The sequence below is a fragment of the Pusillimonas sp. ANT_WB101 genome (assembly GCF_008369125.1).
Classification (GTDB): domain Bacteria; phylum Pseudomonadota; class Gammaproteobacteria; order Burkholderiales; family Burkholderiaceae_B; genus Allopusillimonas.
The window spans coordinates 554,345-580,779 of sequence record NZ_VOAY01000002.1 but is presented as its reverse complement, the minus strand read 5'-3'; the positions used below and the strand labels follow the sequence as shown (position 1 = coordinate 580,779).

The window sequence follows — 26,435 nt, the reverse complement described above, 5'->3', positions numbered from 1 at the left end:
ATATTATGAATCGACTCCTTCATTTTCTTATTTTTATTGCCGGGCTGGCCGCAGTGTTCTGGATCGGCACGCACTACGTCGCTTCAAACCCTCTGGCTCTGGCTGTTACCGCGCTGATTGGCGTGGTGTACCTGGTTGGTGCAATTGAGCTTTACCGTTATCGCCAGGCAAGTGACAGATTCACAGCGGCACTCGAAGGCCTGACGGAAAGTGTAAGCGCTCTGGACGACTGGGTGGTTCGTTTGCCTTCCAGCCTGCGAAATGCCGTGCGGTTGCGTGTCGAAGGTGAGCGTGTGGGCCTGCCCGGGCCGGCGCTTACCCCCTATTTGGTTGGTCTGCTGGTTCTTCTTGGCATGTTGGGTACGTTTCTGGGTATGGTGGCTACGCTGCGTGGTACCGGGTTGGCGCTTGAAAGCGCCACAGACCTTCAAGCCATCCGCGCGTCGCTTTCTGCTCCGGTCAAAGGGCTGGGTTTTGCCTTTGGCACTTCGGTGGCAGGGGTGGCAACCTCTGCCATGCTGGGTTTGCTGTCAGCCTTGAGCCGGCGCGACCGAGTCAAAGCCGCCCAACTGCTTGATACCAAAATTGCGACAACGTTGCGACCTTATTCCTTGGCACACCAACGCGAAGAGCGCTTAAGGCTGTTGCAGCGCCAAGCCGATACCCTGCCCGCTGTGGTTGATCAGATGCAGGCCATGATGGTTGCCCTGGCTCAGCACAGTAAAACACTGGTCGAGCAGTTGTCCGCCAGTCAGGAGGCCTTTCATAGCAAGGCGGAAGCCACCTATACGCGCCTGGCAACGTCCGTGGAGCAATCGCTGCGCGATGGTATTGCCGAAGGTGCGCGGGCGGCTGGGTCGGCCATTCAGCCCGTGGCAGAGTCCACCATGAGCCTTCTCGTTCTAGAAAATGCGGCCTTGCACGAATCGGTCCGGCAGGCAGTGCAGCAGCAGCTTGATGGCATGGCGGTGCAGGCCGAGGGTACGGCCTCCAAAGTGGCAGATATCTGGGAAACTTCACTTCAAGCGCATCAACAAACAAACGCCAGTCTCGCCAGCGAACTGCGCGCCTCATTTGAAACGGCCGCAGGAGCATTTGGGCAGCGTTCCGACCATCTTTTTGAAAGCATTTCTGAGCGTCTGGCCGGTGTGGCTGAAACCCTGTCGCAGGCGTGGCAGCAAGGGCTGTTGCACCATGAGCGCAGCAGCGAGAAACTGGCCAGTGATAATCAGCAGGCCCTGGCCTCTGCCACGGACGCGTTACGACAGCATGCCGAATCGCTGGCTTTAGCGATGACACAATCACACGGTGACCTGAAAGCGCAGTTGGCGTCTCAAGACGCGCAGCGGCTTGCGGCTTGGGTCGATACGCTGTCAGAGATGACATCGGCACTGCGTGGGGAGTGGGAGCAGGCCACATCACATACTGAGAGCAGACAGCAACAAATTTGCGACGCATTGGCCCAGACCGCCAGCCAAATCTCCACTGAAACAAAATCAAATGCCACGGCAACCATGGCCGAGATCAGCCGCCTGGTTGAAGCGGCTGCCGAAGCCCCCAAAGCGGCTGCAGCACTTCAGGAAACCCTGGTCGCGCAAGATCAACAACGTTTGCAGGCATGGACAGAGTCGCTCGCCAGCACGGCTGCTACGCTGCGTGAGCAATGGGAGCAGGCCGGTTCGCATACGGCCAACCATCAACAGAAGATCTGTGAAACCTTGATCCAGACGGCCAGCGAGATCTCTGCGCAGACCAAATCCAATGCCACGGCAACCATGGCCGAGATCAGCCGTCTGGTTGAGGCGGCTGCCGAAGCCCCCAAAGCGGCGGCGGCACTTCAGGAAACCCTGGTCGCGCAAGATCAACAACGTTTGCAGGCATGGACAGATTCGCTCGCCAGCACGGCTGCTACGCTGCGTGAGCAATGGGAGCAGGCCGGTTCGCATACGGCCAACCATCAACAGAAAATCTGCGAAACCTTGATCCAGACGGCCAGCGAGATCTCTGCGCAGACCAAATCCAATGCCACGGCAACCATGGCCGAGATTAGCCGCTTGGTTGAAGCAGCTGCCGAAGCCCCCAAAGCGGCGGCGGCACTTCAGGAAACCCTGGCAGAGCAAGATCAGCAGCGCTTGCAGGCATGGACGGATTCACTTGCCAGCACGGCTGCTACGCTGCGTGAGCAATGGGAGCAGGCCGGTTCGCATACGGCCAACCATCAACAGCAAATTTGCGACGCTCTGGCTCAGACTGCGCTTGATATTTCCCGAGAAACCAAGGCCAATGCCGACGCGACGATTGCTGAAATTTCCAAGCTGCTGCAGGCCGCATCAGAAGCACCTCAAGCCGCCGCCGATGTAGTGACCGAGGTGCGGCAGAAACTGTCTGACAGCCTTGCTCGCGATACCGCCATGCTGGAAGAGCGCGGCCGTTTGCTGGAGACCGTGGGTACCTTGCTCGATGCCGTCAACCATGCCGCTTCTGAGCAACGCAGTGCGGTTGATGCGCTGGTCACGACCTCAGCCGACATGCTTGATCGCGTCAGCTCGCAATTTACCGATCATGTTCAAACTGAAAGCGGCAAGCTCACCGGCGTTGCTGCCCAAGTGTCAGGCAGTGCGGCCGATGTAGCCATGATGGCCGAAACCTTTAGTGCGGCTGTGCAGAAGTTTGGTGAGTCGAACGTGTCATTGCAGGCGCATTTGGAACGTATCGAAGCCGCTCTGGAAAAATCCACGACCCGCAGCGATGAGCAGTTAGCCTACTACGTGGCACAGGCTCGTGAGGTTATTGACCTGAGCATGCTGTCTCAAAAGCAGATTATCGAAGAACTCCAACAACTGGCTGGTGGCCGCGTGCCCGCCAGCGCTGATGCCACATGAGCGAGCATCTTGATGAGGGCGTGGAGCCTGCCGCGCCTGTCTGGGCGGTGTTTGGCGACTTAATGTCTGTGCTGCTGGGCGCATTTGTGCTCGTGCTGGTCGGCGTGATCGGTGTCCAGCTTGAGCTTTCTGCCCGGCTTGAAAACGAGATTACGCAACGACAGGAAGAAACCCAGCGTCGCAAATCACTGGAAGAAGCGCTGGCCCGGCAAATTGCCGAAGGCAGCGTTACGCTGACCGATGGCCGCATTGGCATCAGCGGCAGCGTGCTGTTTGCACTGAACTCTGCCGGGCTGCAGGCAGAAGGCCGTGAAGTACTCAACAGCCTGGTCGAGCCGCTCAAGGCCTATCTCGAGACCCATGACGAGGTACTGATGATTAGCGGGTTTACCGATGACAGACCGATCCATGAGGGCAATCTGCGTTTTTCCGATAATTGGGATCTGTCGGCACAGCGCGCATTGACTGTCACGCGCGCACTGATTGAGGAAGGTGTTCCATCGGCCAGCGTGTTTGCTGCAGCCTTCGGCCCGGAGCAACCTGTCAGTTCAAACGATGACGAAGAAGGGCGGGCAAAGAACCGGCGGGTGGAGATCTCGCCGGTGCCCAAGCTGACGGCGAAGGCAGTCGCTGATCAGGTAGAAGGAAAGAAGCCGGTTGACGCAGCTGTGCCAACTGACACAGCGCTGCCGGTCGCTGCATCACCGTCGGCCCAAGCAGAGACGGCGCATGGCAATCCCTAAAAATAAAGATGCCACTGATCACAAGGGCAAACAGGATGGCAGCTCTATTCGCAATGTGTTTTCTACGCCTACAGACGGCGCTTCGCCTGACGACCTGAAAGACACGCGTACATCGCCAACTGTGCTGCCGCCCGCGCAACCAGGGCCTGTGGCCGAACTACTTGCCTACCTCAACAACCAGTCAGTGGCTGGCAAAGCCCAAGCCTGGCAGCAGGGTGACGCCTCATCAGCCCTCTCTTACCCCGAACTGCCGGCAATCGATTACTTCCAGAAAACCTGGGAGCGCCTTCGTACACGGCGTCAATTACAGACATCGCAGGAGCAGGTGCCCGACAATGCTGGCCCGTTGAATTCGAGCAATCTGGTGCATCGATCATTGTCTCTGATGCGTGAAGTTTCGCCAGGCTACCTGCAGCACTTTCTTACCTATGTAGATACGCTGTCGTGGCTGGAAGAAACCGACGCTTCGGAAGAACCAGCTGGCAAAGGCAGCAAGCTCAGAGCAGGGAAAGCGGCGAAAACACCACGAAGTCGGTAAGGCGCTTCGTCCGTCCAGCTTTATGTTTTTGACGAGGGCGCCGGCCGGATTTCCGCTATCTGCTTTGTCAGAGCATTTTTGCCCCTGCTCTGTACCTGGGCTAAGTTTTTCAAATTTGCTGTCAGGCCGTTTGCTGCTTGGCGTTTCCTATTCCCCATGGCGCAGGGAATATGCATCAGCCTTTGTGTGTACTCAGGGCACCTTATGACGCCACGCCTCAGTGCCGAATTTCTCTTCAATAAGTCGGTCGGCAGCAGCCAGTTCGGCTGGCAATAAGCCACCATCCTGCAAGCCATGCAGCCGTCGGAACGTAGCAATAATTTGCTGAATAATGGCTGCCCGTGGCAAACCTGTTTGGCTGCGTAGCGGGTCAACACGTTTGGCGGCCGACGTAGTACCTTTGTCAGAGAGTTTTTCTCGCCCGATGCGCAAGACCTGCAGCATCTTGTTTACGTCAATGTCGTACGCCATGGTCACATGGTGCAGCACGGCCCCACCACGATGTGCCTGCGCTGCGCCGCCGATCTTTCCGCCCTCGGACGTAATGTCGTTCAATGGCTTGTACCAGGCCTTGATGCCAAGCTCGTTCAGTGCCTCAAGCACTGACGCGTCCATGTACGCATACGCATCGCGAAAGCTCATTCCGGCAATGAGTGACTTCGGCGCATAAATGGAATAGGTAATGGTGTTGCCAGGTTCGATAAACATGGCACCACCGCCGGTGATGCGGCGCACAACCTCAATGTCATGTTGTTGTGCTGCTTCGATGTCGACTTCGTTTTTTACTGACTGAAAGATGCCGATGACAACAGCCGATGATGCCCATTCCCAAATCCGAAACGTTGGCGCGCGACGCCCGGCTGCAACTTCTTCCAGCAGCACCTGATCGAGCGCCATGTGTTGTTGCGGCGATTGGGGTGATGTGTGCACCAATTGCCAATTATGGTCGTTCCAGCCCGTGCGTGTGATTTCGTTGCTCATGCCAGTGCCCTCTGTACAACGACTGCAACGCCTGCGGCCGTGATGCCGAACATCATTACGTCTGATCCAATGACGGCATTGATGGCCTGTTCCAGTTGCGCCTGAGTAACGTCGTGAGGCAATCCATTGAGCGCTGCATTCATGGCCTCCAGGGTTTCAGGTGGTTCCAGAAAAAAGTCACCCGACAACTGCACATTGCTCAGGCAACCCTCTACAACCTGCAGGTCTACGACGACCAGCTTGCCTTCAGGGATCTTGTATTCACCATGACGCGCCGATGCGTCAGTGGGCTTGTCGGATGTATTCATGGGCGATTCGTAATTGTGTTTGAGAGGGGCTTATAGTCTACTACCAGTCATTTCGCGCACGCCGTATTCGCCACGGTCGTTACGGGGGCTTTAGCAGGAAGCCAGATGGATTGCCTGATTAAAGAAAAACGATATAGTGGACGATGTTTTTTTCGTAGACTGGTTGATCGTTAAAGAATTGAGCTCAATGACTGACAACCCGCGCGCCCAGTTGGTGGCGGGCACTGTGCGGTGTCGGCCTGGGCCTACCAACTTGGTGCTGCGGGTGTGTGTCATTGCCGCTGACGCAAAAAGGAGAAGTCATGGCAGTGATGCCGCAGTTGAATATTAGAAAGCTCGAGCCAAATGCATTCGCCGACTATGGCTTTATGCTCGGAGGGCCTGTCCCTGAAATGGGTGGTCTGACGCCTGCGTTCAGTAACGAAGCCACCGACTTCTGGCAAGAACATGTTTTCAGCACCGGGCAGGGGGGCGAGACCGAAATTTTGTGGGTTAACTACAGAAGTCAGGAGAAGCGCATTTCAAGCCTCGAGGTGCATGTGCTGACCGAGCAGGCGATTATCCCGTTAACTGCCCGCATCATCCATATTGTTGCGCTCAGTGCCAGTGATGGCAGCCCCGACCTTTCAAGTGTGGCTGCCTTTGAAGTGCCAGTGGGTCAGGGTGTTTGCATGCGCCCTGGTTGTTGGCATGCGACTAGGGTGCAGGGCGGGCAGGCCACCTGCGTCATGTTGACGCGACGCTCGACAACGGCTGACCTGATCAGTCATTTGACGTCTGACAGCGATGCATCAGAAAGCCGAATCGTTGGTGTGCCTGAGCATGTTCTTGTTTTTGAATAAGCTGGGTGCAACGCGTAAGATTAAACCGATCACACTTCCTTGGGCCACGCACTCAGCAACAAAGGCTTTAGCGCGGCAATTATATTGTCGTTGCCTAAAGGTTCAGCACCAGCGTTTCGCTATTGCAACCGCCGACGCACGTCATAAACTGATTTCTGCGGTCGGCGGGGCTAAGGCACAGGTCGTTATGGATGGGTTCGCCTTCCAGCCATTCAACTTTGCAAGCTCCGCAGACTCCACCCAGACATGAAGACTGAACCGCGACGCCGGCCTGTTCCAGCGCCTCCAGTGCCGTAGTGCCTACAGGCACGGCAACGGTCTTGCCCGATTTTTTCAACACCAGCGAATAGGCGTTTACCAATGGTGGGCGCTCGGGAGGTACAAAAAACTCTTTGCTGACGTTGGCTGAATCCCAATGCTGCACGGCGTCATCGAAGTCGCCCATCATACGCAGAGGACCGCAGCAAAGAGCGTACGTGTCTTCGTGCGGGTCTGGCAAAAGCATGGGAATCGTTTTGCATGCATTGGCGCGGTCGTGCAGCACGATTTGCCCATATCGTCCCAGTTGTGCCAGTGTGGATTGTAACGGTGGCACGTCACGGTAGAACAAGTGTAATTGATAGGAAATGCGCAGACGATCAAATTGATACATCATGGCGATAAAGGGGGTGACGCCAATGCCGCCTGCTACCAAAACGTATTTCTGGCCGTCGCGAATCAACGGAAATGTATTGCGTGGCAGTGAGACATCAATAAAATCACCCACTTGCAATTCATTATGGATGTATTTTGACCCGCCTCGGCCTTGATGATCTATCTTTACGGCTACCTGGTATTGATGCTGGTTTTCAGGGTCTCCGCATAGTGAATAAGCGCGTGTCAGATTGTTGTGCAGATACAGATCAATGTGGGACCCTGGGGTTGCAGGGGGCAACTCCCACCCGTCAGGGTCCCGCAACGATAGCAGCCGCACGCCAGCTGAGTCGGATATATCGCTGACTATGGTTGTAATGTATCGGATCGGGCGCTTAGGTGCCATGATAAAAATGTCTTTTGATGTCTGTGATTGGCCAGTTGATGTACGGTGTAGTGGCGATACGGTTTATAGCGAAATCGCGTGGCCTGCTATTCAGCCGGTTTTACCGTGTCGCCGACGTGCACAACGGCGCTTTGCAGAATCCGGCAATTCAACCCTGATCGATGAAGCATGGGGTTGAAAATAGATTTTCCGGTAAGTTCTTCGATGTGTTTGCAAGGCGTGGACAGGCGCATGGCTTCAAGCAATACATCACCGACCCAAAACTGTTTTCCGACCAGATGGTTCAAGGGCACACCCTGCACCGTTATATTGCGACGGTGCTCATGGGGTTGTAGTTCTATACCGTAGTCGCGTTTCAGGGCTTCAAGCGTTTCCAGTTCAAACAGTGTTACCTGGCGCCCCTCTTCAGGCTTGTCAGAGTAGTAACCCAGCTCATTGGCATAGCGGTCTCCTTCGATGCCTTTTCCGGCAATCAGCGTCAGCGTATCAAACGAACGCATGGGCAGGTAAGCACGCGGACAACTACACAAGTGTGTGACAGTGCCATGCCAGGATGTTGGGGAAAGAGGTTGAGTGCTCATCGTGAACCTTTTACTGTTACTCAAGTAAACTAATGTATGCCATAAGTGTCTTGTAGGACACTTAGTGTCGTAAAGTCAAGTAATGATTGATAAATTGAGGATTGGCATATCTCCTATGCAATTTATACAAACAAACTGTGTTTGGCTGTGCATAGTAATTATTGATAAAAAGTGTCTTGTTTGACGTGGTGTGTCATGTTGGATACGATTTGTTCTCACTAAACCACATTGTTCACAGAAGAGAATTGTTCTGCATCAACTTGCTCAAGGTTTTTGCACCCTGTGGTTAATGTAGTTTCGTTTATTTCACACATTGCCCGTTGGAGGGAAATAGATGCCCCATACCGCTGAGCCCTTGGAATTGATCGATACACCCCGCTCGGGCAATGCCTGGAAAGTGCGGCTGTTGTGCGGTTATCTTGACGTGGCCATAAGGCGACATCCGATGTCGATTATTGATGGCGATTTAAATACCGCCGAGTTTGCGCAGAAGAGTCCTTTGCAGCAAGTTCCGGTACTCAAGACCCGTGAAGGCGAATGGTTGGCTGAATCTGCTGCAATTCTTTGGTATTTGGCCAAAGGCACGTCTTTTCTTCCCGAAGATGCATTAGTGCAGGGCAGGATCGTTTTCTGGCTCATCTTTGAGCAAACGCAGCACATGGTGAATTTTGCTCAACCTCGCCTGCAGATTAATTTGCGCAAGCTGCGCGAGGTTAATGATCCTGGCATGATTGCCTATCGCACTGCTGGTCATCACGCGCTGCGCATCATGGAGCGGCAATTGGCGCAAACGTCGTTCTTGGCGGGCGGCGGTCCGACTATCGCTGATGTCGCACTGTTCCCTTACACGTTTATGGCGGATGAAGGAGGGTACGAGTTGACTTCCTTTCCGCATATCAATGCGTGGTTGAGCCGTATGCAAGCGCTCCCAGGTTTTGCGCCGATTGTTTCTGCTTAAAGATATTACCGATAACACTACGCATAAGGCCCAGCGGGTTACCTCAAATTTCCCCACGCAGGACTTTGGGGAGTTTGAAGTGGCCAACGGGGACTCAAACCGACATCCCAACCCTAGTAATGATCCAGCGGCATAGCCGTCGTATATTTGATTTCTTCCATGCAAAAGCTGGAGCTGACATCGTAAAGATCAACAGTGCGGATCAGTTTTTTGTAGACGCGGTCAAAGCCTGCAATATCCGGCACAACCACTTTCAGTAAATAATCTGTTTCGCCGGCAAGCCTGTAAAACTCCACCACTTCCGGAAAGGCCGAAACGCCTTGGGCAAATTCATCTAGCCATTGGGGCTCGTGACGATTGGTGCGTATAGAAACAAAAACCGTTATTCCGGCATCAATTTTGTGCCGGTCCAGCAAACACACTTGCCGTTTGATGACGCCTGACTGCTGCAAACGCTGAATGCGCTTCCAGCACGCCGTGGTCGATAAATGCACCTGATTGGCGATTTCGGCAATAGGCTGGGTGGCGTCATGCTGCAAAATAGCCAGAATGGCGCGATCTTTGTTGTCGAGAGATTTTTCTGTCATTTTCTGGCTCGGATATGTTGTCTGCCAAACCATCCTCGTTTAGGATTGCTCTGGCGGATTTATTTCGTTAATTGTGCCCAAACCAGAAATTATCTCAAGTTTAGTGCCAGCTACGGTAAATATTAATTGCCAATTAGCTATGCCGCCCGCATTCCGGTTAGCCGCGAAATTTACCTAAATACATGTGGTGATCATGCGATGGCGCCGTCGCGGGCAGCAATACCAAACGCAGAACCTGGTTGTTGTTACTGACAACCTGCCTTCGGGCTTGGTTCTTCCACAACGCACCTGGGGCTTCGTTTTAAGGTTGTGTAGAAAATCTATCGCCCAGACCAAGTTTAACGGGCATTTTGATTAATTTTTCGCCTGGAATAACAGGGCGACACTAGCCGAAAAAAAAGCCCACGCGATTGGCCGTTAAGCCATTTAGCGTGGGCAGGTTTGCTCCAGTGTTTACTGGTTCAGACCCATACTCTGAACAAGATCTTTCTCTGAAGCAAATGTTTTCTTGGCGAACGCGGCATAGTCAGTGTGATTCATGTATTGCATTCTCACACCATACTGACCGAGTGCGTTGATAAAGGCAGGGTCTTCCATGGCGCTTTTTACAGCGTCATCCAGTTTCTGCACAATATCTTGGGGCAAGCCGGCAGGGCCGCCGAGGCCAAGCGGTGAAGGCACAACAACAGGCCAGCCGGCCTCAGTCACCGTAGGCACATCGGCAAACGCCTCAGGGCGCACATCTGCGGCCGTGGCCAAGACGCGCACCTTACCCGCCTGCATCATGGGGATAACAACGTTGGTCAGTACCGACACCTTAAGATGCCCACCCAACAAAGCAGTGATGGCTTCAGCATCACTCTTGAAGGGGATGTGTGTCGCTTTAAAACCAGCCGCGTTGCTAAGCTGCACCATGGCTACCTGATTGCCCGAGTACTGGCCCGGTGTCGAAAAATCAAGATCGCCGGGGTTGGCCTTGGCATACTTGACCATGTCTTCCAGGGTTTTGAACGACGAATCCGCTGCAACCGTAAATGCAAAGTCATACGTGGAAAATGCCGCAATGTATGTCAAGTCTTTGATTGGGTCGTAACGGGTCTTCTGAAGGTAAGGCTGACGGAAGATGCCAACCGGCGTAAGCGCAAGCCGGTAGCCGTCAGGCTTGGTAGAGACCATTTCGTTGGCACCCATCGAGCCGGCTGCGCCCGGCTTGTTCTCGACCACAATGGTCTGCCCGAGCGCCTTTCCCATACCTTCAGCAAGTGCACGACCGATGATATCGGTAGTGCCGCCTGCCGCGTAAGGCACGATAAGTGTTATCGGCTTATTTGGGTAATCGCTTTGCGCATTCGCGACGCCTGTCGCGCCAACGCCGAGTGCAAACACGGCAGACATCACTACTGACTGTGCAAACTTTTTCATCTGTGGTCCCTTGTAACGGTGTCATTGCCGGGCCACGCATCGCAAGATGCAGCACCGGTCAATATAAGCAATATCAAACGAGTTTCATCGAGATTTCGCCATACGAATTGTTTGTCTGATGAACAGAATTACGCCATGGCTTTTTACGCTGCATTATAGGAACAGTTGCAGAATGGCAAGGTTTTGCAGGGGTTTGTGGTTCGCTGTGCGAAACAAACACGCGCTGCGGCCAACTGCTGGGTGGTCAGGAGGTACGGCTTATCGAGTTTTTAATAGTGCAGCTACATTCTTACGATATCTTTATCTTGCCGGGGCCGGCATCGTAGGGCCTTTTCTTCAAGATAGTCCGGGTAATAGATGGATGATGGTGTTGTAAGCAGCGTTTTTTTCAGCGAGACGATATAACGACCATGTGTGCAAATTTAAAAATAAAAAATAGCTCGTGATTTATTTTTTGTGCCTATCTTCATGATATTTTCACCTAACGTCGGTGTAAATAGCCATACCTATAAGTAAACAGGGGGCTGTCAGGTATTAGGGGTTTATGCCCAGGCTCATTGTGAAATGTGGGTTTTGAGTATGCGTCGGTGGCTTAGCAGCATGTACTTCCCTTGGCTGGCCATCTACCATTTAAATGTAAATTTCTCACCGCGATATTAGGGTGAGTGATTCAGCGGGCGACCAAAAAAATAAAAATACGCTAGTCATAAAGGAGGGAGGTAGATGAGTAATCAGGTCATGACCGACATTACGTCGAGCTCATGCGGAAAGTTGGCCAGGCAGCGGCTGCGCATCGTATGGGCGGTAGTGTTTGCGAGCCTGCTAGCTTATCCCCTGTTGGTTCCTGATTTCTGGGTGGTCAGCGTTGGTGCCCAGTCCCTTATCCTGGGGATGATCGCTCTGAGTCTGACTTTTCTGGCTGCTTACGGTGGCATGGTTTCACTGGCGCAGATGGCGGTTGCCGGTGTTGCCGGTTACACCCTGGCCATCCTCAGTAGTCACTCTGCCAATGTGGGTGTAGAGGTTGTTCCCTGGCCGGTAGCGCTATTGCTTGGAATGCTTGCAGGCATTGTTGCAGGTCTGGTCATAGGGGCCATTGCCGTGCGCAGTCGCGGAATTTATCTGCTGATGAGTACGTTGGCCATCTCCATGATTTTTTATTATTTGGCACAGCAGAACACCACGGTTTTGTATGGTTTTGACGGCATACGCGGCATAGCGATTCCAACCATTATGGGTGCATCGCTCAGAGAGCCCAGCGTCTTCTACTATCTTTGTCTGGCTGTTGCTGGCCTTGCCTACCTGATGGTTGTGCATCTGGTCCGTACGCCTTTCGGGCTGGCGCTGCAAGGGGCCCGTGACGATGAACAACGCATGCGTTCGCTTGGTTTCCGGGTAACCCTTCATCAGGTAGCCGCTTTCGGCGTTGCGGGTTTGCTGGCGTCTCTGGGCGGCATACTCAACCTTTGGTATCAGGGCGGGATCTCGCCAGGTTCCATCGGCATGACCTCGACGATTGGCATTCTGATTATGGCGGTCATTGGCGGCCTTAGCCATCCGCGGGGTGCATTCATCGGCGCGCTGGCGTACGTGCTGATTCAAACCTTTGCTGTTGACATCGTGGGAGCCAATCGCTTCAACACGCTGATCGGCAGTGTGTTTCTCATTATTGTCATGCTTTCGCCCGATGGTCTGGCGGGCGTGTGGCGCAGGCTTTTTACACGGCGGGTTTCGGAAAAGGCCTTGCCGTCGGTTACATCGTCATAGAACTATAAGGAGGAGAGTCATGTCTACAAAGGTTTTGGTGAAATTGGCGGTTTCGCTGGCGTTGTCCAGCACCCTGGTCGCGCAGGCAAGTGCACAGGAAACCATTCGCATCGGAGGGCTGGCAACGCTGGATGGGCCGTTTGCGGTGCTTGGGCAGGAGGCATTTCGTGCAATGGAACTGGCGTTTGAAGAGGCCGGTAATGAAGTCGCGGGCAAGAAAATCGTGTGGGTGCGTGAATCTTCCGATGGCCGTCCGGATGTCGCCCTGACCAAGGCGCGCAAGCTCATTGAGCAAGATAAGGTCGATATTCTGATTGGCCCTGTGTCGGGTGGCGAAGGGCTGGCAGTGAAGGAGTATGCCAAGTCGGTGCCAGGTCACACCTTTGTCAACGGCTTTTCGGCGGCTCAGGAAACCACACTGGTTTCGCCCGCTGACAACTTCTTCCGCTTCAGCACCGATGGCGCTCAGTGGCAGGCAGGTCTGGGTAATTATGTGTACGACGACAAAGGCTATCGCAAGGTGGCAGTCGTGTCTGGAGATTATTCGTTTGGCTACACCCAGGTGCTGGGCTTTATGAACGAGTTTTGCGCCAAGGGCGGCAAGGTGCCGGAGAAAGTCTGGGTACCCAACGGCACCAAGGACTTTAGTTCGGCTATTGCCCGTATCCCTGAGGATGTCGATGCTGTTTATGTGATGCTGGGCGGTGCTGATGCGGTTAACTTCCTCAGCCAGTATTACCAGACGGGCACAGACACGCCTCTTATCGCCGGTTCTAATACGGTAGAGCAAACCGTGCTGAGCACCAAGGGGCCATTCACGCGATACCTGGAAGGGATTCCCTCTGCGCACATGGTGGCCGACGGTCTGGATGACCCCGCCTACAAGGCATACGTAGAAACGTATAAAAAACGCTTCCCTGATGGCTTGTCGGCACCTTCCGCGCCTTATTACGGGTACTACGTGGCCACCAAGGCCGTGCTCACGGCGCTAAATGAAGTTGATGGTGATCTGTCTGACGGCCAGAAGAAGTTTCAGCAGGCTTTGGCTAAAGTAAAACTGGATACTGCATTCGGTCCTGTTGAGCTTGATGAAAACCGACAGGCAATTGCCAACATCTATGTTACCGAGGTAGCACGTAACGAAGACGGTAAGCTTTACAACAAAATGGTGCGCAAGATCGAAGCTGTGGATCAGGTGTTGGGTCAGAACCGTGCCGAGTTCGTGGCACGTGGTGTGCCTAGCAGAGATTATCCTGCTTGCCCATGAAGCCGTTTCTGTTGACGATGCTAAATGGCATCACGCTGGCGGCGTTGTATTTTATCGTCGCCAGCGGCTTCACGATTATTTTTGGCATGATGCGCGTGGTCAATATGGCGCATGGGTCGATCTATCTGTTAGGCGCCTATATTGGCTATAGCGTGGCTGCCGCCAGCGAAAGCTGGCTACTGGGCATAGCCGGCGCTGCATTGGGTAGCGCGGTGGCCGGGGTAATTATGCATCGCGTTTTCCTCGATCGTTATCAAGGTCAGGATCTGCGGCAAGCATTAATAACCATTGGCCTGTCTATTGTTATTGCCGATCTGCTACTGGCTGGCTATGGTGGTCTTACTTATCAGCTCGATATACCTGATGTTTTATTCGGAGGCGTACGCCTGCCGCTGGTTGGTGGCTATTCGCTCTTCAGGCTAGTTTTGATTGGTTTTGCAATCATGGTCTACATCGTTTTGTGGCTGCTTATCCAACGCACACGTTTCGGCATGATTATCCGGGCAGCTGTGGATGATCGGCACATGTTGGCCGCCACTGGGGTTAACGTGCCGCTGGTATCCACGGCGGTCTTTGCTCTCGCCGCCGGGTTGGTTGGCATGGCGGGCGTAATCGGCGGGTCGGCGCTTTCTATTGCGCCAGGCGACGACGTGCATTACTTATTGTCGTCGCTGGTCGTCGTTATTGTTGGTGGCATGGGCAACCTCAAGGGCGCGGCTGTGGGGGCGTTGCTGATAGGGTTGGCGGAACAGATCGGTTTGGCGTACTTGCCAACATACTCCGCCGTTATTTCTTTTGTCATTATGGTTGCCGTGCTGGCGTATCGACCATATGGTTTGTTCGGGCGGCCCGCATGACGGTAGTACTTCATGTCGAAAATATATGCGCCACGTTCGGCTCGTTGCGGGCCGTGCGCGATGTTACGCTGCAGGCCAGTACGGGTGAACGCCTGATTGTTCTGGGTACAAATGGTGCAGGCAAAAGCACTCTTTTCAACCTAATTGCTGGCGATATTTTGCCGACCAGTGGTCATATACACTGGCGCGGGCAACCTATCCAAACACTCTCCGCACATGAGCGCACGCGCTTGGGTATCTCGCGTAGCTATCAGACATCACGTGTGATGCATGGCCTGAGTGTGGCCGACAACATGTATCTCGCCGTGCAGGGTGTGAAGACAGGCCGTTTTGGCTTGCGTGTGCCGGAGTTTAATCACCCCTGGCGGCAAAAAGGGCGAGATACGTTGGCGCTGGTCAATCTTGCAGGCATGGATGATGAGCTTGCAAGCAATCTGTCTCACGGAGAGCGGCGTCAGCTTGAGATCGCAATGGCACTGGCCAGCGATCCTCATATGCTGCTGCTTGATGAGCCGGCCGCTGGTCTTTCGCCCGGCGAGCGTCCAGGTTTGGTGGCTTTGCTGCGTTCATTACCGCGAGATGTCACCATCATTATGATTGAACACGATATGGACGTTGCGTTACAGGTAGCAGACAGAGTGATGGTCATGAATGAAGGTGAGGTCGTGTTCCAGGGCACACCTGCCGAAACGGCGGCCAGTTCGCTGGTCAGGTCGCTATATCTGGGTTATACCGGAGACGCCAATGCTGCTTGAAATTCAGGGCCTTGAAGTGCATTACGGATCAGTGCGAGCGTTGCACGGTGCTGATTTGGTGCTAGGCGACAGGCCGCTCGCTGTTGTTGGGCGTAATGGTATGGGCAAAACCACGTTATGCCACGGCATTATGGGGTTGGCTAAGGTTACTGCCGGCACGATTACCCTGGATGGCATTCCACTCCAGGGGCTGCCACCGCACCGTATCGCCGCCCACGGTATCGCCTTGGTGCCACAGGGGCGTCGGCTTTTTCAGTCATTGAGTGTTGATGAGCACCTCAAGCTGGCACAACGTGGCCAGGGTGCATGGACGCGCGAGCGTATTTATGACACTTTTCCCCGTCTGGCTGAGCGGCGGCGCAATATGGGAAACGAACTGTCGGGCGGAGAGCAGCAAATGGTTGCTATTGCTCGCGCCTTGCTGGCTAATCCTCGTTTAATCATCATGGACGAGCCCACAGAGGGGCTGGCGCCGCTGATGGTTGAACAGGTCATTAAGGTATTGCAGAGTCTGGTACACGAAGGTAATGCACTGCTGCTGGTCGAGCAGAATCTGGGCGTGGCGCTTGCCGTTGCGGATGAGGTCGCAGTGATGGTTAATGGCGTTTTTGAGCGTCGCCTCAACGCCAATATATTGCGGGAAGATCCTGATTTACAGCAGCGCTTGCTGGGTGTCGCCACGCAGGCCTGATAGTGGCGCGATAAGTCGCAGGTTGTGCAGCTATGCGTCAAACCAGCGTCAAGTTGATTCAGGCGCGCTGAGGGCAGCATCCACACATATTCAATCACGCGCCACAGCCGTCAACCCCGCAACCAGATGGTCAATAAAGAAGGTGTACAGCACTGCAATCGGCACACTTGCGATTAGTGCGCCCGCGAGCAGCGGTCCCCAGTGATACACGTCGCCGCGTATAAGTTCTGTAGGCACGGCAATGCTAATGGTCTTGCTGGCAGAGTGCGTGATAAATGCCAGTGCATAGATGAACTCGCTGGTTGAGAGCGTAAAGGCAAATACCACTACTGTCATCAGGCCAGGGACCGCCAAAGGCAAAACCACATGAATAAACGCGCCAAAGCGGCCATGGCCGTCAATCATGGCTTGCTCCTCAATGTCTCGCGATATGCCTTTGAAAAACCCCATTAACAGCCACGTACAGAACGGTACGGTAAAGGTTGGGTAGGCGACCACCAGTGCCCATAATGAATTCTGCAGACCGAGAAACGCGATAACTTTGGAGAAAGGAATAAACAGCAGCGTAGGTGGAACCAGATAACTGAGGAAAATGCCTATGCCTAGTGTTTCTCCCCAGCTACCGGCAATGCGTGCCAGCCCGTACGCAGCAGGCACCGACAGAACCAGCGTGATGACGACCACCGCCAGCCCCACCAAAGCGGTATTCACCATCCACTGCACAAATTGAGTCTGTTCAAATAATAGTTTGATGTTGGCCAGCGTTGGCGAGCCGGAGAACCAGAAGGGGTTGGCCTCGGGCGAAAATATGGCGCTCTGTGTTTTGAAGCTGGTGATCAGCATGATGTAAAAAGGCAGGGCCGAAAATATGACGAATAAGGCGGTGGCCAGATACAGCCCGACACGGCGGCTGGCCTTTGCAGCGGTCATGGCTGGCATGGTCAGATCTCCCGCCGACGGATAACCGTCAAAATAAGCACAGAGACGGCAGCCAGCACCGGCAGCAGGAACACAGCCGTGGCAGCGCCCATGCCCAACGACCCACCCTGTACACCTGTGAAGAACGCCAATGAGGGCAAGACTTGTGTTGCATTGGCAGGCCCGCCTCGGGTCAGAATAAACACCGTCACGATGTCCGAAAATACAAAGACGAACGTAAACAGAACCGTCACGCCGAACACCGGTATCAGCATGGGCAGCGTCACATGGAACATACGCCTGAAATAGCCAGCACCGTCAATTTCTGATTGCTCCAGAATATCTCGTGGAACACCGTTCAGACCCGCCAAAATAATGACCGTGCCCAGCGGTAGCAGGCGCCAGACATTAACCATAATGATGGAGAACAGAGCCAGGCCGCTGCGGCCCAGCCAGAAGGCGTTGTCATAGTCCCCAAAAAGCGCGCCGGGGTGCCCCAGCAGACCCATGCCGCGCAGCACCCAGTCAATTGGGCTAAACGTGGAGTCCAGCATCCAGAGCCAGGCGATGGCACTCAGCGATGCGGGTGCGGTCCAGGGCAGCAGAATCAAAAAACGTATTAACCACTTACCACGCGTGGGGCGCGCCAGCAGCTCAGCCTGTACGGTACCCAGCGCCAGCACGCCAATCAGCGTGGCGGTTGTGATCAAAAACGTATTGCTGACGGCCTGCATGAAGTCTGGCGTCTGCAGCAACGTGGTGAAATTTCTCAGGCCGACAAAGCGCATGACTGGGCTGCCGGTGGTGACATCGTTGAGGCTGTAAATAATGGCGAGCACAATAGGAATGCCCAACAGCAGCACTATGTACAGAATTGCAGGCAGTACCATGGCCATAGCCAGCAGCGTGTCCCGCTGGTTCAGGCTGAGTGTTCGGTGCGCCATGGCTTATACCTCTGCGCGCGGAACACTGCGCGTGTCAGCAGGCACCTCTTTGCCCGTGTTGGACTGCACTGGATGAGGCACGCGGGTGTCTGAAGCGATGCGCTGGCCTGTTTGTGCGTCAAAGCGGCGTATCAGCTGATCGGGCACGTAGAATGTGCGGGTCTGCCCGGCAGCAAGTTGCTTTACCAGGCGCTCAGGCATTCTCAGAATGATATCGGTACGTGTGGGGATGGCGGCGCAATAGATGAGTGCATCGGCACCCAGATATTCAATCTGCTGGATTTCTACAGGCAGCGGGTAGTGTTGCGCAGGTAGACCACCTTCGGGCAGCCAGGCGTCTTCGGCATGAAAGCCCAGCAAGCAGTTGCTGTCAGGAATTAGGTTCATGGGCGGCGAACCCATGAACTGCGCTACAAAAGTATTGGCCGGTTCGTGATAGATTTCGTGCGGCGTTCCGAGTTGCTCGATCTTGCCATGGTTCATGACGGCGACGCGATGGCCCAGGCCCATGGCTTCGACCTGATCATGGGTTACGTACAGGGTTGTGACGCCGGTTTGGTCATGCAGCCGCTTGAACTCGCGGCGGGCCGAATGACGCAGTTTGGCATCGAGGTTAGACAGGGGTTCGTCCATCAGGAATAAGCTGGGTGTGCGTACCAGTGCTCGAGCCAGGGCCACGCGTTGCCGCTCGCCACCTGATAGCTCTCGTGGTTTGCGCTTAAGTAGCCGTTCGATGCCGAACAGTTGCGCCGCCCACATAACCTTTTCCTGAATTTGTGTGGCCGACAGATGTACGGTCTCCAGAGGAAAGGAAATATTCTTTGCCACGGTTTTGTGAGGGTAAAGCGCGTAGCTCTGGAAAACCATGGCAATATTGCGCTGTCGTGGCGGTTGTTCATTGGCCAGCTTGCCATCGATGTGGATGGTGCCGCTGCTGGGGCGCTCCAGCCCGGCGATGGTGCGCATCAGCGTGGTCTTGCCCGAACCCGAGGCGCCCAGAAGCACCAGGAATTCACCATCAGGCATGTCCAGACTGACGTCATCAACTGCTTTTACCCTGCCACGATCATACGTGGTGCTCAGGTGTTCAATGCTGAGGCTGGCCATTATGGGTTCCGCCTATGTCGACACCTTGCCGCCGATTAAGCCACGGCTTCGCCATTGGCCGTAGATGAGCTCTATCTGACGCACAGCCTGGTCCACGGCTTGTTCCGCAGTCAGGTCTTCGCGTGCGGCTTTGGCCATCATATTGGGCAGAATAAACGTGTTGAACACTTCGCCCACGGCCGGGTTGGAATACCCAGGATGCCCGAGATTGGTCGTCCATTTTGTTGCCGTCGTCAGACTGGCCAGTTTGCCATCGGCCTCTCCGTCAAGGCGGAATGGGTCGTGTGCAAACCAGGCATCGTTAAGGTTTTTCAGCGTGCCCGCGCCGTCGACCGCCTTGTAGCCCCGATCTCCTTTAGGTATTGGCGTCCCAAAGTAACTTGGTGAGTTGTACAGCTTGCTTTGGTACATGGCCTGGTCGTAATTTTCGGCCAGATGCAAAATAAACCGTTTAGCCAGGTCTTCGCGTGCTTTCGCAAATTTGGGGATGATGTAGTTGTAGAGCACGTGGACGTTGGCCCAGCGATCGCCGTGCGGCCCTGCCAGCGGTCCCGTGAAATACACGTCTTTGGCGATGTCTGGTTTGCTCTGCTGAGCTGAGCGGTAAGCCGAAATCGAGTTCACGATATACGATGCCTTGCCAGCGATCAGGTCCTGGTTGTTGGAGGCGGCATTCCAGGCAAATACGGCGGGTGTCATGGCGCGGTGGTACAGGTCGCTCATGTACTTGACCGATTCGATAGCCAGTTTTCGATTGTTGCCTTGCCCCAGAATGACGTTGTCGTTCTCGTCCTGAACCGATGCCCCCCACGACCACAAGATGGACCGGGCCACCATGTTTGAGTCCAGTTCCTGCGACATGCCAATGCCGACCTGTACTCCTTGCTCTTTATGGATTTTTTCACCAATATCGAGCAGTTGCTGGTAAGTGTCGGGGCCGTTTTCCATACCTGCTTTTTGCCATAACGAGCGACGATAATCGCCGCAGTCTATGGTCCAGCCGTGGCAAAACGCATACCATGACTTCACGATGGGGTTGTAGGAAACTCGCCGTATAACGCCGAAAATCTCGCCAAACTGTTGGGCAGCCTGTTCGTTGACATCGGCCATGTCCAGCACGTTGGGCGTGAACTGTGCTGCCTCGGGGCCAAGTTCAATAATGTCGTGCCCCGAATTGGCGGACATCTCTGAGGTAGTTGTCGTGACAAGATCACCGATGTTGATGTGGTCCACAACAACCTCAACGCCATTGGCTTCGCCCCATGCCTTGGCAAAACCGTCAAACCAGGTGTCATAGGTAGGAACGAAGTGGCTCCATTGCAAGATCTTCAGTGTTTTGTCGGCCGCGTATGCGTTGCGCAGATGAAACCACGGAGCGCCGATGGCGGCCAGACCAGCCAGCCCCCCTGCCTGAAGTACACGGCGTCGGGAGGTTGAATGGAGTGTGGTGGAACGAGAAAGTGTGGGACGGCCCGTTTGTGGGTCAAACAGCTGATGCGACATGACCTGCCTCCTGTGTGGATAGGAAGGGGCGGTCGTCAGGGTTGCAATGTATCGGCGGCACACCCCCATTATGGGAATGCAGCTGCGTAGCGGTCGCGGCCAACCTGGCACGTCACGCAAAGTAGTGGTTCAAGTCTATCAGCGTGTGCTGGTTTCGGAAACACTTATTGTCATCGTTTTCGGGATTTGTTTTGTGTGCTGACAGGGGGCTGAATGTTGCCCGACGATCTACATTCACATGATTGTTTGAGTATGATCTTCAGTTCTAACTAAAACACACTGGAGACATTCATGTTAAAGACAACCCTACTTGCGTCCGCGTTACTGGCTGCTTATCTTTCGCCAGTGGTAGCAAGCGCGGCAGATACCTCAACGAGCTTTCCTTCGGAATCGATCAGGTTCATCGTTCCTTATGCGCCGGGTGGCACAACGGACCTGGTGGCTCGTACTGTTGGCAAGAAAGTATCTGAAGAGCTGGGTCAGTCGGTAATTGTTGAGAACAAGCCAGGGGCGGGTGGCAATATCGGCATGGCACAAGTGGCGCAGGCGAAGCCGGATGGGTACACCGTTGGTATGGGTGCTATCTCGACGAACGCCGTGAACCCACATCTCTATAAAGAGATGAAGTTTGATCCGACCAAAGACTTTACACCTATCGTCATGCTCGGCAAGTCGACGATTGTGCTGGAGGTAAACCCTTCGGTGCCCGTCAATAACCTGCAAGAGTTTGTCGATTACGCCAAGCAGAACCCTGGGTTGATCTATGGCGCTGCGGGTACGGGTACATCGATGCATTTGGCTGGTGTACTGTTCGGGCAAATGACTGATACGAAACTGGAGCATGTGGCCTATAAAGGCAGTGCGCCGGCATTGACAGACATGTTGGGTGGGCAGATCCAGGTAATGTTCGACAATCTTCCTGCGTCGTTGCCACATATCAAAGCTGGCAAGCTCAAGGCACTTGCAGTGGCAGGGTCCAAGCGTAATCCTCAACTTCCCGAGGTGCCAACGATAGCGGAAGCTGGCGTAGCAGGGTATGCGGTAGATCCGTGGTTTGCCTTGTACGGGCCGGCGGGTATGTCCCCCGACGTTGTTGCCAAGCTGAACCAGGCTTTCGGAAACGCCCTTGAGTCTGACGAGGTGAAAACGGTGCTGGAGAATGCGGGCTTCAGCCCCGAGCGGTCTACTTCAGAAGCTTTAGCGCAACTGTCTGACTCAGAATATAAGCGCTGGGGTGAAATCGTTGAGGCGGCGAAGCTAAAAATGTAATGCAGTTGGGCACGGGGCCGCAAGGCTATGTTACGTGTGAATTTTGATATGCCTGTTTGAGCGGCCACACGGCCAACTTGCGTTGACCGCATGACGTGGCGGGGCCAGCAATGCTGGCCCTTTTCGTGCATTAAACGCTTTGGCCTAATTGCGGACGTGCATTACGCACGCTCTTAATCAAAGCGGCCACACCAGCAAAAGCATGGGTATTGCAATAAGCGTTACGACGATTTCCAGCGGCAGACCCATGCGCCAGTAATCGCCGAAACGGAACCCGCCAGGGCCGAGAATAAGGGTATTGTTCTGGTGCCCGATAGGCGTAAGAAACGCAGCTGAAGCGCCGATCGCAACCGCCATTAAAAATGGGTCTGCACTGACGTTGAGCTGGTTCGCCGAGCTGATGGCAATGGGGCACATGATAGCGGCCGTGGCGGCATTGTTGATGACGTCAGACATAAACATGGTGACCACCAACACCAAGCTTAACGCGACAATGGCATTGCCTTGCGCCACGTTGTTCATGAGCAGTTCGGCGACGAGCTTGGCAGCCCCTGTGTCTTCTGTGGCCTGTGCTACAGGCAGCAGGGCGGCCAGCAGCACAATCACAGGCCAGTCTACGGCCTCATACATTTTGCGCAGCGGCAGCACGCGAAACAGCATCAGCAACACGACGCCCAGCAAAAAGCTGATGGCGGCTGGCAATATGTTGAACGCCGTGACGCCGATGGCAATGGCCATGGCTGTGCACGCCATGATCATTTTTTTTCGGTCGGGTGCGCGTAGTGCGCGGGTGGCCAGCGGCGCGCATCCGGCATTGGCGGCAAACTCTGAAATCAGATCGCCGGGGCCCTGCATAAGCAGCACATCGCCATGGCGTAGTGCAGTATGCCGCACACGGCTTTGAATCCGCGCCCCTTGACGTGAAATCGCAAGCAGGTTGATGCCAAAGCGCTCGCGCAGGTTCAGGTCGCTGGCGCTGCGGCTGAGCAGACTTGACCCAGGCAGTACAACCAGCTCGACCAGTTCAGCATCATCAAGCTCAACTGAACGTTCAATTTTCTTTTCCTGTTCTTCCTGTTCTTTCTGCTCTTTCTGCTCTTTCGTCATGCTGTCGGCAGTGTCATCGTCGCCCGTTTGATCCTGTTTTTTCTTTTCCTTTTCTTTTTCTTCTTCATCGTCGTCATCAATTGGCGTTGCCCCAAAGACAAGCCCCAGGCTGTCCAGTGCCTTGGCCAGCGTTTCTGGGTCAGCTTCGATCAGGACAAGATCACCTTCGCGCAAAGGCCCCGCCGTGTGGGGTGCCGTTAGTCTGATTTCATGGCGCACTAAACTGATGATCTGGGCGTCTGCACCTTCAAGCTCGGCTTCGGCTTCGCGTAACGACATGCCGATGGCCTTGGAGTTAGCCGCAACCCGTGCCTCAGTAAGATAGGCACCTGTGTCGAAGGAGTCTGCCCCGGCGCGTTCTCGAGAAGGAACAATGCGCCAGCCAATCAATGCAATGAACAGCACACCGCCTGCTGCCACCGTGAGGCCTACCGGCGTGAAGGCAAACATGTCAAACGCGCCCTCACCCATCTGCCGGCGAAAGCCAGACACAATTAGGTTGGATGGGGTGCCTATCAACGTGGTCATCCCGCCCAGTATTGTGCCGAAGGCGAGCGGCATCAGAATTTTGCCGGGTGCCAGATTTTGTCGTTGTGCGATCTGCAAGGCTATGGGCATTAATAAAGCCAGTGCGCCCACGTTGTTCATGAAGCTCGACAGAACGACTGAAAGAGAAACCAACGCCGCAATGGTAATGGTGGGGCCTGCCTTGGTGGGCAACAGGCGTTCGGCCAACATATCTACCACGCCGGTTTGCAAAAGCGCGCTGCTTAATATCAGCACACAGGCCACGGTGATGACGGCAGGGTGCGCAAAACCGGTAAACGCTTCATCGGCTGGCACCAGCCCGACCAGGACACTTGCCAGCAGTGCGGTGGCAGCCACAATGTCATGGCGCCAGCGCCCATATAAAAACAGGCACAGGGTCGCAGCCAGAATGGCCAGTATCATCCATTGGGGTTGCGTCATTGATTACAGCCTGTCAGGTGGATGGTCGAGATGAGTGTTGACATTTTTGCTTCCCGCTTTTTGACAATAGCGCACAGCGTACAACAAATATTAATTGTGCAAGTGGCTGCGCCATTGTGCCGCGAGTTGGCGTCTGGTTTCTTCCGTACGCCCTGCGTGGCATTAAGACGTTGCGGAAAAATTCGGCGCTTGGCAAGCTGGTATGGCATATGTAAATTGCTGATTCATTGTTCCATGGGGGCGACATGGTAACTAGAATGACTGCTGCTGTTTTTTTGTTTATTCAGATGGCTATCGTGGCCTGCTGGGCGTGCCTTGCGTGAATGCCGCCAGCGTCGACCGTCTAGCTAAACCTTACTTGAGGCAGGTCATGAGCACTACACAGTCCTTGGTTCGCAGACACACCGTCGTCATTGTGGGTGCGGGAGCCGGAGGCATCGCGGTCGCGGCTAAATTGCGGCGGGCAGATCCAAGGGTGGATGTTGTCATTGTGGATCCGGCAGAGCATCACTATTACCAGCCCGCCTGGACGCTTGTGGGCGGCGGCGCCTATGCGCCTGAAGCGACGCGGCGTAGCTTGGCGAGTTGCCTGCCTGCAGGAGTCGCGCATGTGGCTGCTGCGGTTACTTCATTTTTGCCTGATGAAAACCAAATTGAGTGCGAAGACGGCACTCGGCTGGGGTATGAGTATCTTGTCGTTGCTGCAGGTATTCAGACCAACTGGGATGCCATCGAGGGCCTTTCCGAAGCGTTGGGCAAAAACGGCGTAACCAGTAACTATCGTTATGATCTTGCGCCCTATACGTGGCAACTGGTGCGTGAGTTTACGGGTGGCACCGCCGTATTTACCCAGCCCGCAGGGGCGGTCAAGTGCCCAGGGGCACCGCAGAAAGCCCTGTATCTTTCAGCTGATCATTTTCGCCGCAAGGGTGTAGAGGCGGTGGTTCAGTTCAGGTCAGGTGCTGCATCAGTATTTGGCGTGCCGTTCTATGCCGAGGCACTCGATAAGGTCATGGACGGCTATTCTGCACAAAAGCATTTCAGTCAGAATCTTGTTCAGGTGCGGGGTGCCGAGAAAGTCGCCGTGTTTGAATCGGTAATTAACGGCGCGACCGTGCGCGAAGAAGTGGCATACGATTTGCTGCATGTTGTACCGCCACAAAGTGCGCCTGACTTCATACGCAACAGCGAACTGGCTGACGGGGCAGGGTGGCTGGATGTCGACAAGCACACGCTCAGGCATGTGCGTCATGCCAATGTCTTTGGGTTGGGTGACTGCACTTCTACACCCAACAGCAAGACGGCCGCTGCCATCAAGAGCCAGGCACCTGTACTTGTTGGCAACTTGCTGCAGTCATTGCGCGGGCAGAGCCAGAGCGCCTCGTACGATGGTTATGCTGCATGCCCGCTTACTACTTCGCGAGGTCGGGTGCTGCTGGCCGAGTTTACCTATGGCGGCACTGTAAGCCCCAGCTTCCCTGCCGACCCGCGTGTGCCACGCCGGTTTTACTGGTGGCTGAAGCGTTCTTTTATGCCCTGGTTTTACTGGAATGTTCTGCTGAAAGGGCGCGGCATACCGATTACGCACAAAACGCGCACTTACCCTGTAGGGGTTGCGTCGGCGCAGCGCTAGCGGCCAGCTGCGTTAACGTGGTGCCCTGTAAAACTCGATTTGAAAGCTGCCCGGCAATTCGAACGCCACATAATGCGGCACGTCGGGTTCTATGACAACACACTGCCCAGCTGTCAAAACAACCTGGGTGGCGGGTTCGGTAGCAAGTGTAAATCGCAATACGCCCGACTCAACCCGTAGCAGGCCCCAAGTGCCGGAGCGCGTCATGTGTGAGGTGGTAAGCGCTTTGGGAAGGTTGTCGGGCGTGAAAACCGGAGACTGGCCGTAGCGTTCAAGGCCGGGGGGAAGGGTATCAGGTAGGGTAGGCATAGGTGTTCTCGATTGGTAGACCTGCCACAACTTGGCAGCGATGCGTTGGGCGATGGGGTCTGCAGCTTTTTGGAGTGCTGGATGCTGAAGATCGGACGTGGTGGTGTGAAAAAGAGCCAGCCATCGCTCGAAAAGCGGCCAGCTTAGGCCGGGCAGTGCCGCATGCCGGGCAATGGGCGCGCCCTTGAACCGGCGGGTGCCAAGCAATAGCGCAGACCAGAAATCGCACAGCGTGTTCAGATGGGCTTCCCAGTTTTCTACATGATGCTCAAAGATGGGGCCGAGCTGTTCATCGGCGCGTACCCGGCCGTAGAACAAAAACACCAGCTGCCGGATATCGGCTTCAGTATAGGCGGGCTTGGGTGTTTGGCTTGATTCAGCGTGCATGGGTAAACCCTATTCAAAAAGCAGGAGGGTATTCTGGCTGCACAGTTACTTAGCGCCAATGACCTTTGTCG

General features: G+C 54.7%; 24 protein-coding genes. 12 read left to right on the top strand and 12 right to left on the bottom strand.

Annotated elements, in window-relative coordinates; all coding sequences use genetic code 11:
• The first annotated feature begins 5 nt into the window (after positions 1-5).
• The 3 genes from FQ179_RS11625 to FQ179_RS11615 are packed head-to-tail and all read left to right on the top strand — an operon-like array spanning position 6 to position 4,163.
• Entirely contained in the window at positions 6-2,882 is a 2,877-nt protein-coding gene (locus tag FQ179_RS11625; protein WP_149397444.1) for a DUF802 domain-containing protein, read from the top strand.
• Positions 2,879-3,625 carry an OmpA family protein gene (locus FQ179_RS11620; RefSeq protein ID WP_149397443.1) on the top strand — a complete coding sequence of 249 codons (747 nt, stop codon included), beginning with the start codon at positions 2,879-2,881 and terminating at the stop codon, positions 3,623-3,625. Before FQ179_RS11625 ends, FQ179_RS11620 begins: the two co-directional genes overlap by 4 nt.
• Positions 3,612-4,163 carry a DUF2894 domain-containing protein gene (locus FQ179_RS11615; RefSeq protein WP_149397442.1) on the top strand — a complete coding sequence of 184 codons (552 nt, stop codon included), beginning with the start codon at positions 3,612-3,614 and terminating at the stop codon, positions 4,161-4,163. Before FQ179_RS11620 ends, FQ179_RS11615 begins: the two co-directional genes overlap by 14 nt.
• A gap of 192 nt (positions 4,164-4,355) precedes the next feature.
• Here FQ179_RS11615 and FQ179_RS11610 read toward each other — a convergent pair whose 3' ends face one another.
• Positions 4,356-5,132, bottom strand: a complete 777-nt coding sequence (locus FQ179_RS11610; protein ID WP_149397698.1) for a biotin/lipoate A/B protein ligase family protein — start codon at positions 5,130-5,132, stop codon at positions 4,356-4,358.
• An 8-nt stretch (positions 5,133-5,140) separates the two neighbouring features.
• Positions 5,141-5,452 carry a biotin--protein ligase gene (locus tag FQ179_RS11605; RefSeq protein WP_149397441.1) on the bottom strand — a complete coding sequence of 104 codons (312 nt, stop codon included), beginning with the start codon at positions 5,450-5,452 and terminating at the stop codon, positions 5,141-5,143.
• 302 nt (positions 5,453-5,754) lie between these two features.
• Between FQ179_RS11605 and FQ179_RS11600 the strand changes: the two genes are divergently transcribed.
• On the top strand, positions 5,755-6,294 hold the full coding sequence (locus tag FQ179_RS11600; RefSeq protein ID WP_149397440.1) for an ureidoglycolate lyase: 540 nt from the start codon (positions 5,755-5,757) through the stop codon (positions 6,292-6,294).
• 94 nt (positions 6,295-6,388) lie between these two features.
• On the opposite strand, the gene FQ179_RS11595 is transcribed toward FQ179_RS11600, so the two are convergent.
• Together FQ179_RS11595 and FQ179_RS11590 are read right to left on the bottom strand one after the other, a co-directional pair.
• On the bottom strand, positions 6,389-7,333 hold the full coding sequence (locus FQ179_RS11595) for a PDR/VanB family oxidoreductase (RefSeq protein ID WP_149397439.1): 945 nt from the start codon (positions 7,331-7,333) through the stop codon (positions 6,389-6,391).
• 86 nt (positions 7,334-7,419) lie between these two features.
• The gene (locus tag FQ179_RS11590) at positions 7,420-7,914 is read right to left on the bottom strand and encodes an MOSC domain-containing protein (RefSeq protein ID WP_149397438.1); all 495 of its coding nucleotides are present in this window, start codon (positions 7,912-7,914) and stop codon (positions 7,420-7,422) included.
• 355 nt (positions 7,915-8,269) lie between these two features.
• On the opposite strand from FQ179_RS11590, the gene FQ179_RS11585 reads away from it, so the two are divergent.
• A complete protein-coding gene (locus tag FQ179_RS11585) occupies positions 8,270-8,872 on the top strand; it encodes a glutathione S-transferase family protein (RefSeq protein ID WP_255474959.1) in 603 nt (200 codons plus the stop codon).
• A 113-nt stretch (positions 8,873-8,985) separates the two neighbouring features.
• Here the strand turns inward: FQ179_RS11585 and FQ179_RS11580 are convergent, their stop codons facing one another.
• Positions 8,986-9,459: an Lrp/AsnC family transcriptional regulator gene (locus FQ179_RS11580; RefSeq protein ID WP_149397436.1), complete on the bottom strand. Its 474-nt coding sequence runs from the start codon at positions 9,457-9,459 to the stop codon at positions 8,986-8,988.
• Positions 9,460-9,912: 453 nt separating this feature from the next.
• Entirely contained in the window at positions 9,913-10,881 is a 969-nt protein-coding gene (locus FQ179_RS11575) for a tripartite tricarboxylate transporter substrate binding protein (protein ID WP_255474958.1), read from the bottom strand.
• 723 nt (positions 10,882-11,604) lie between these two features.
• On the opposite strand from FQ179_RS11575, the gene FQ179_RS11570 reads away from it, so the two are divergent.
• From FQ179_RS11570 to FQ179_RS11550, 5 genes are read left to right on the top strand one after another with little or no spacing between them, the layout of a single operon-like run.
• Positions 11,605-12,648, top strand: a complete 1,044-nt coding sequence (locus FQ179_RS11570; protein WP_223146249.1) for a branched-chain amino acid ABC transporter permease — start codon at positions 11,605-11,607, stop codon at positions 12,646-12,648.
• Between the two features lie 19 nt (positions 12,649-12,667).
• On the top strand, positions 12,668-13,915 hold the full coding sequence (locus FQ179_RS11565; protein WP_149397435.1) for an ABC transporter substrate-binding protein: 1,248 nt from the start codon (positions 12,668-12,670) through the stop codon (positions 13,913-13,915).
• On the top strand, positions 13,912-14,772 hold the full coding sequence (locus FQ179_RS11560) for a branched-chain amino acid ABC transporter permease (protein ID WP_149397434.1): 861 nt from the start codon (positions 13,912-13,914) through the stop codon (positions 14,770-14,772). Before FQ179_RS11565 ends, FQ179_RS11560 begins: the two co-directional genes overlap by 4 nt.
• The gene (locus FQ179_RS11555) at positions 14,769-15,527 is read left to right on the top strand and encodes an ABC transporter ATP-binding protein (protein WP_149397433.1); all 759 of its coding nucleotides are present in this window, start codon (positions 14,769-14,771) and stop codon (positions 15,525-15,527) included. The genes FQ179_RS11560 and FQ179_RS11555 overlap by 4 nt, the downstream gene beginning before the upstream one ends.
• A complete protein-coding gene (locus tag FQ179_RS11550; RefSeq protein WP_149397432.1) occupies positions 15,517-16,218 on the top strand; it encodes an ABC transporter ATP-binding protein in 702 nt (233 codons plus the stop codon). The genes FQ179_RS11555 and FQ179_RS11550 overlap by 11 nt, the downstream gene beginning before the upstream one ends.
• A 90-nt stretch (positions 16,219-16,308) precedes the next feature.
• Here FQ179_RS11550 and FQ179_RS11545 read toward each other — a convergent pair whose 3' ends face one another.
• From FQ179_RS11545 to FQ179_RS11530, 4 genes are read right to left on the bottom strand one after another with little or no spacing between them, the layout of a single operon-like run.
• Positions 16,309-17,157 carry a carbohydrate ABC transporter permease gene (locus FQ179_RS11545; RefSeq protein WP_223146248.1) on the bottom strand — a complete coding sequence of 283 codons (849 nt, stop codon included), beginning with the start codon at positions 17,155-17,157 and terminating at the stop codon, positions 16,309-16,311.
• Positions 17,158-17,159: 2 nt separating this feature from the next.
• The gene (locus FQ179_RS11540) at positions 17,160-18,080 is read right to left on the bottom strand and encodes a carbohydrate ABC transporter permease (RefSeq protein WP_255474957.1); all 921 of its coding nucleotides are present in this window, start codon (positions 18,078-18,080) and stop codon (positions 17,160-17,162) included.
• Between the two features lie 3 nt (positions 18,081-18,083).
• The gene (locus tag FQ179_RS11535; RefSeq protein ID WP_149397431.1) at positions 18,084-19,187 is read right to left on the bottom strand and encodes an ABC transporter ATP-binding protein; all 1,104 of its coding nucleotides are present in this window, start codon (positions 19,185-19,187) and stop codon (positions 18,084-18,086) included.
• A 12-nt stretch (positions 19,188-19,199) separates the two neighbouring features.
• Positions 19,200-20,690: an ABC transporter substrate-binding protein gene (locus FQ179_RS11530; protein ID WP_188074588.1), complete on the bottom strand. Its 1,491-nt coding sequence runs from the start codon at positions 20,688-20,690 to the stop codon at positions 19,200-19,202.
• Positions 20,691-20,981: 291 nt separating this feature from the next.
• On the opposite strand from FQ179_RS11530, the gene FQ179_RS11525 reads away from it, so the two are divergent.
• Entirely contained in the window at positions 20,982-21,959 is a 978-nt protein-coding gene (locus FQ179_RS11525; protein WP_149397429.1) for a tripartite tricarboxylate transporter substrate binding protein, read from the top strand.
• 177 nt (positions 21,960-22,136) lie between these two features.
• On the opposite strand, the gene FQ179_RS11520 is transcribed toward FQ179_RS11525, so the two are convergent.
• On the bottom strand, positions 22,137-24,035 hold the full coding sequence (locus FQ179_RS11520; RefSeq protein WP_149397428.1) for an SLC13 family permease: 1,899 nt from the start codon (positions 24,033-24,035) through the stop codon (positions 22,137-22,139).
• A 370-nt stretch (positions 24,036-24,405) separates the two neighbouring features.
• Between FQ179_RS11520 and FQ179_RS11515 the strand changes: the two genes are divergently transcribed.
• Positions 24,406-25,668: an FAD/NAD(P)-binding oxidoreductase gene (locus tag FQ179_RS11515; protein ID WP_149397427.1), complete on the top strand. Its 1,263-nt coding sequence runs from the start codon at positions 24,406-24,408 to the stop codon at positions 25,666-25,668.
• Between the two features lie 12 nt (positions 25,669-25,680).
• On the opposite strand, the gene FQ179_RS11510 is transcribed toward FQ179_RS11515, so the two are convergent.
• The gene (locus FQ179_RS11510; protein ID WP_149397426.1) at positions 25,681-26,364 is read right to left on the bottom strand and encodes a DUF1971 domain-containing protein; all 684 of its coding nucleotides are present in this window, start codon (positions 26,362-26,364) and stop codon (positions 25,681-25,683) included.
• Positions 26,365-26,435 lie beyond the last annotated feature (71 nt).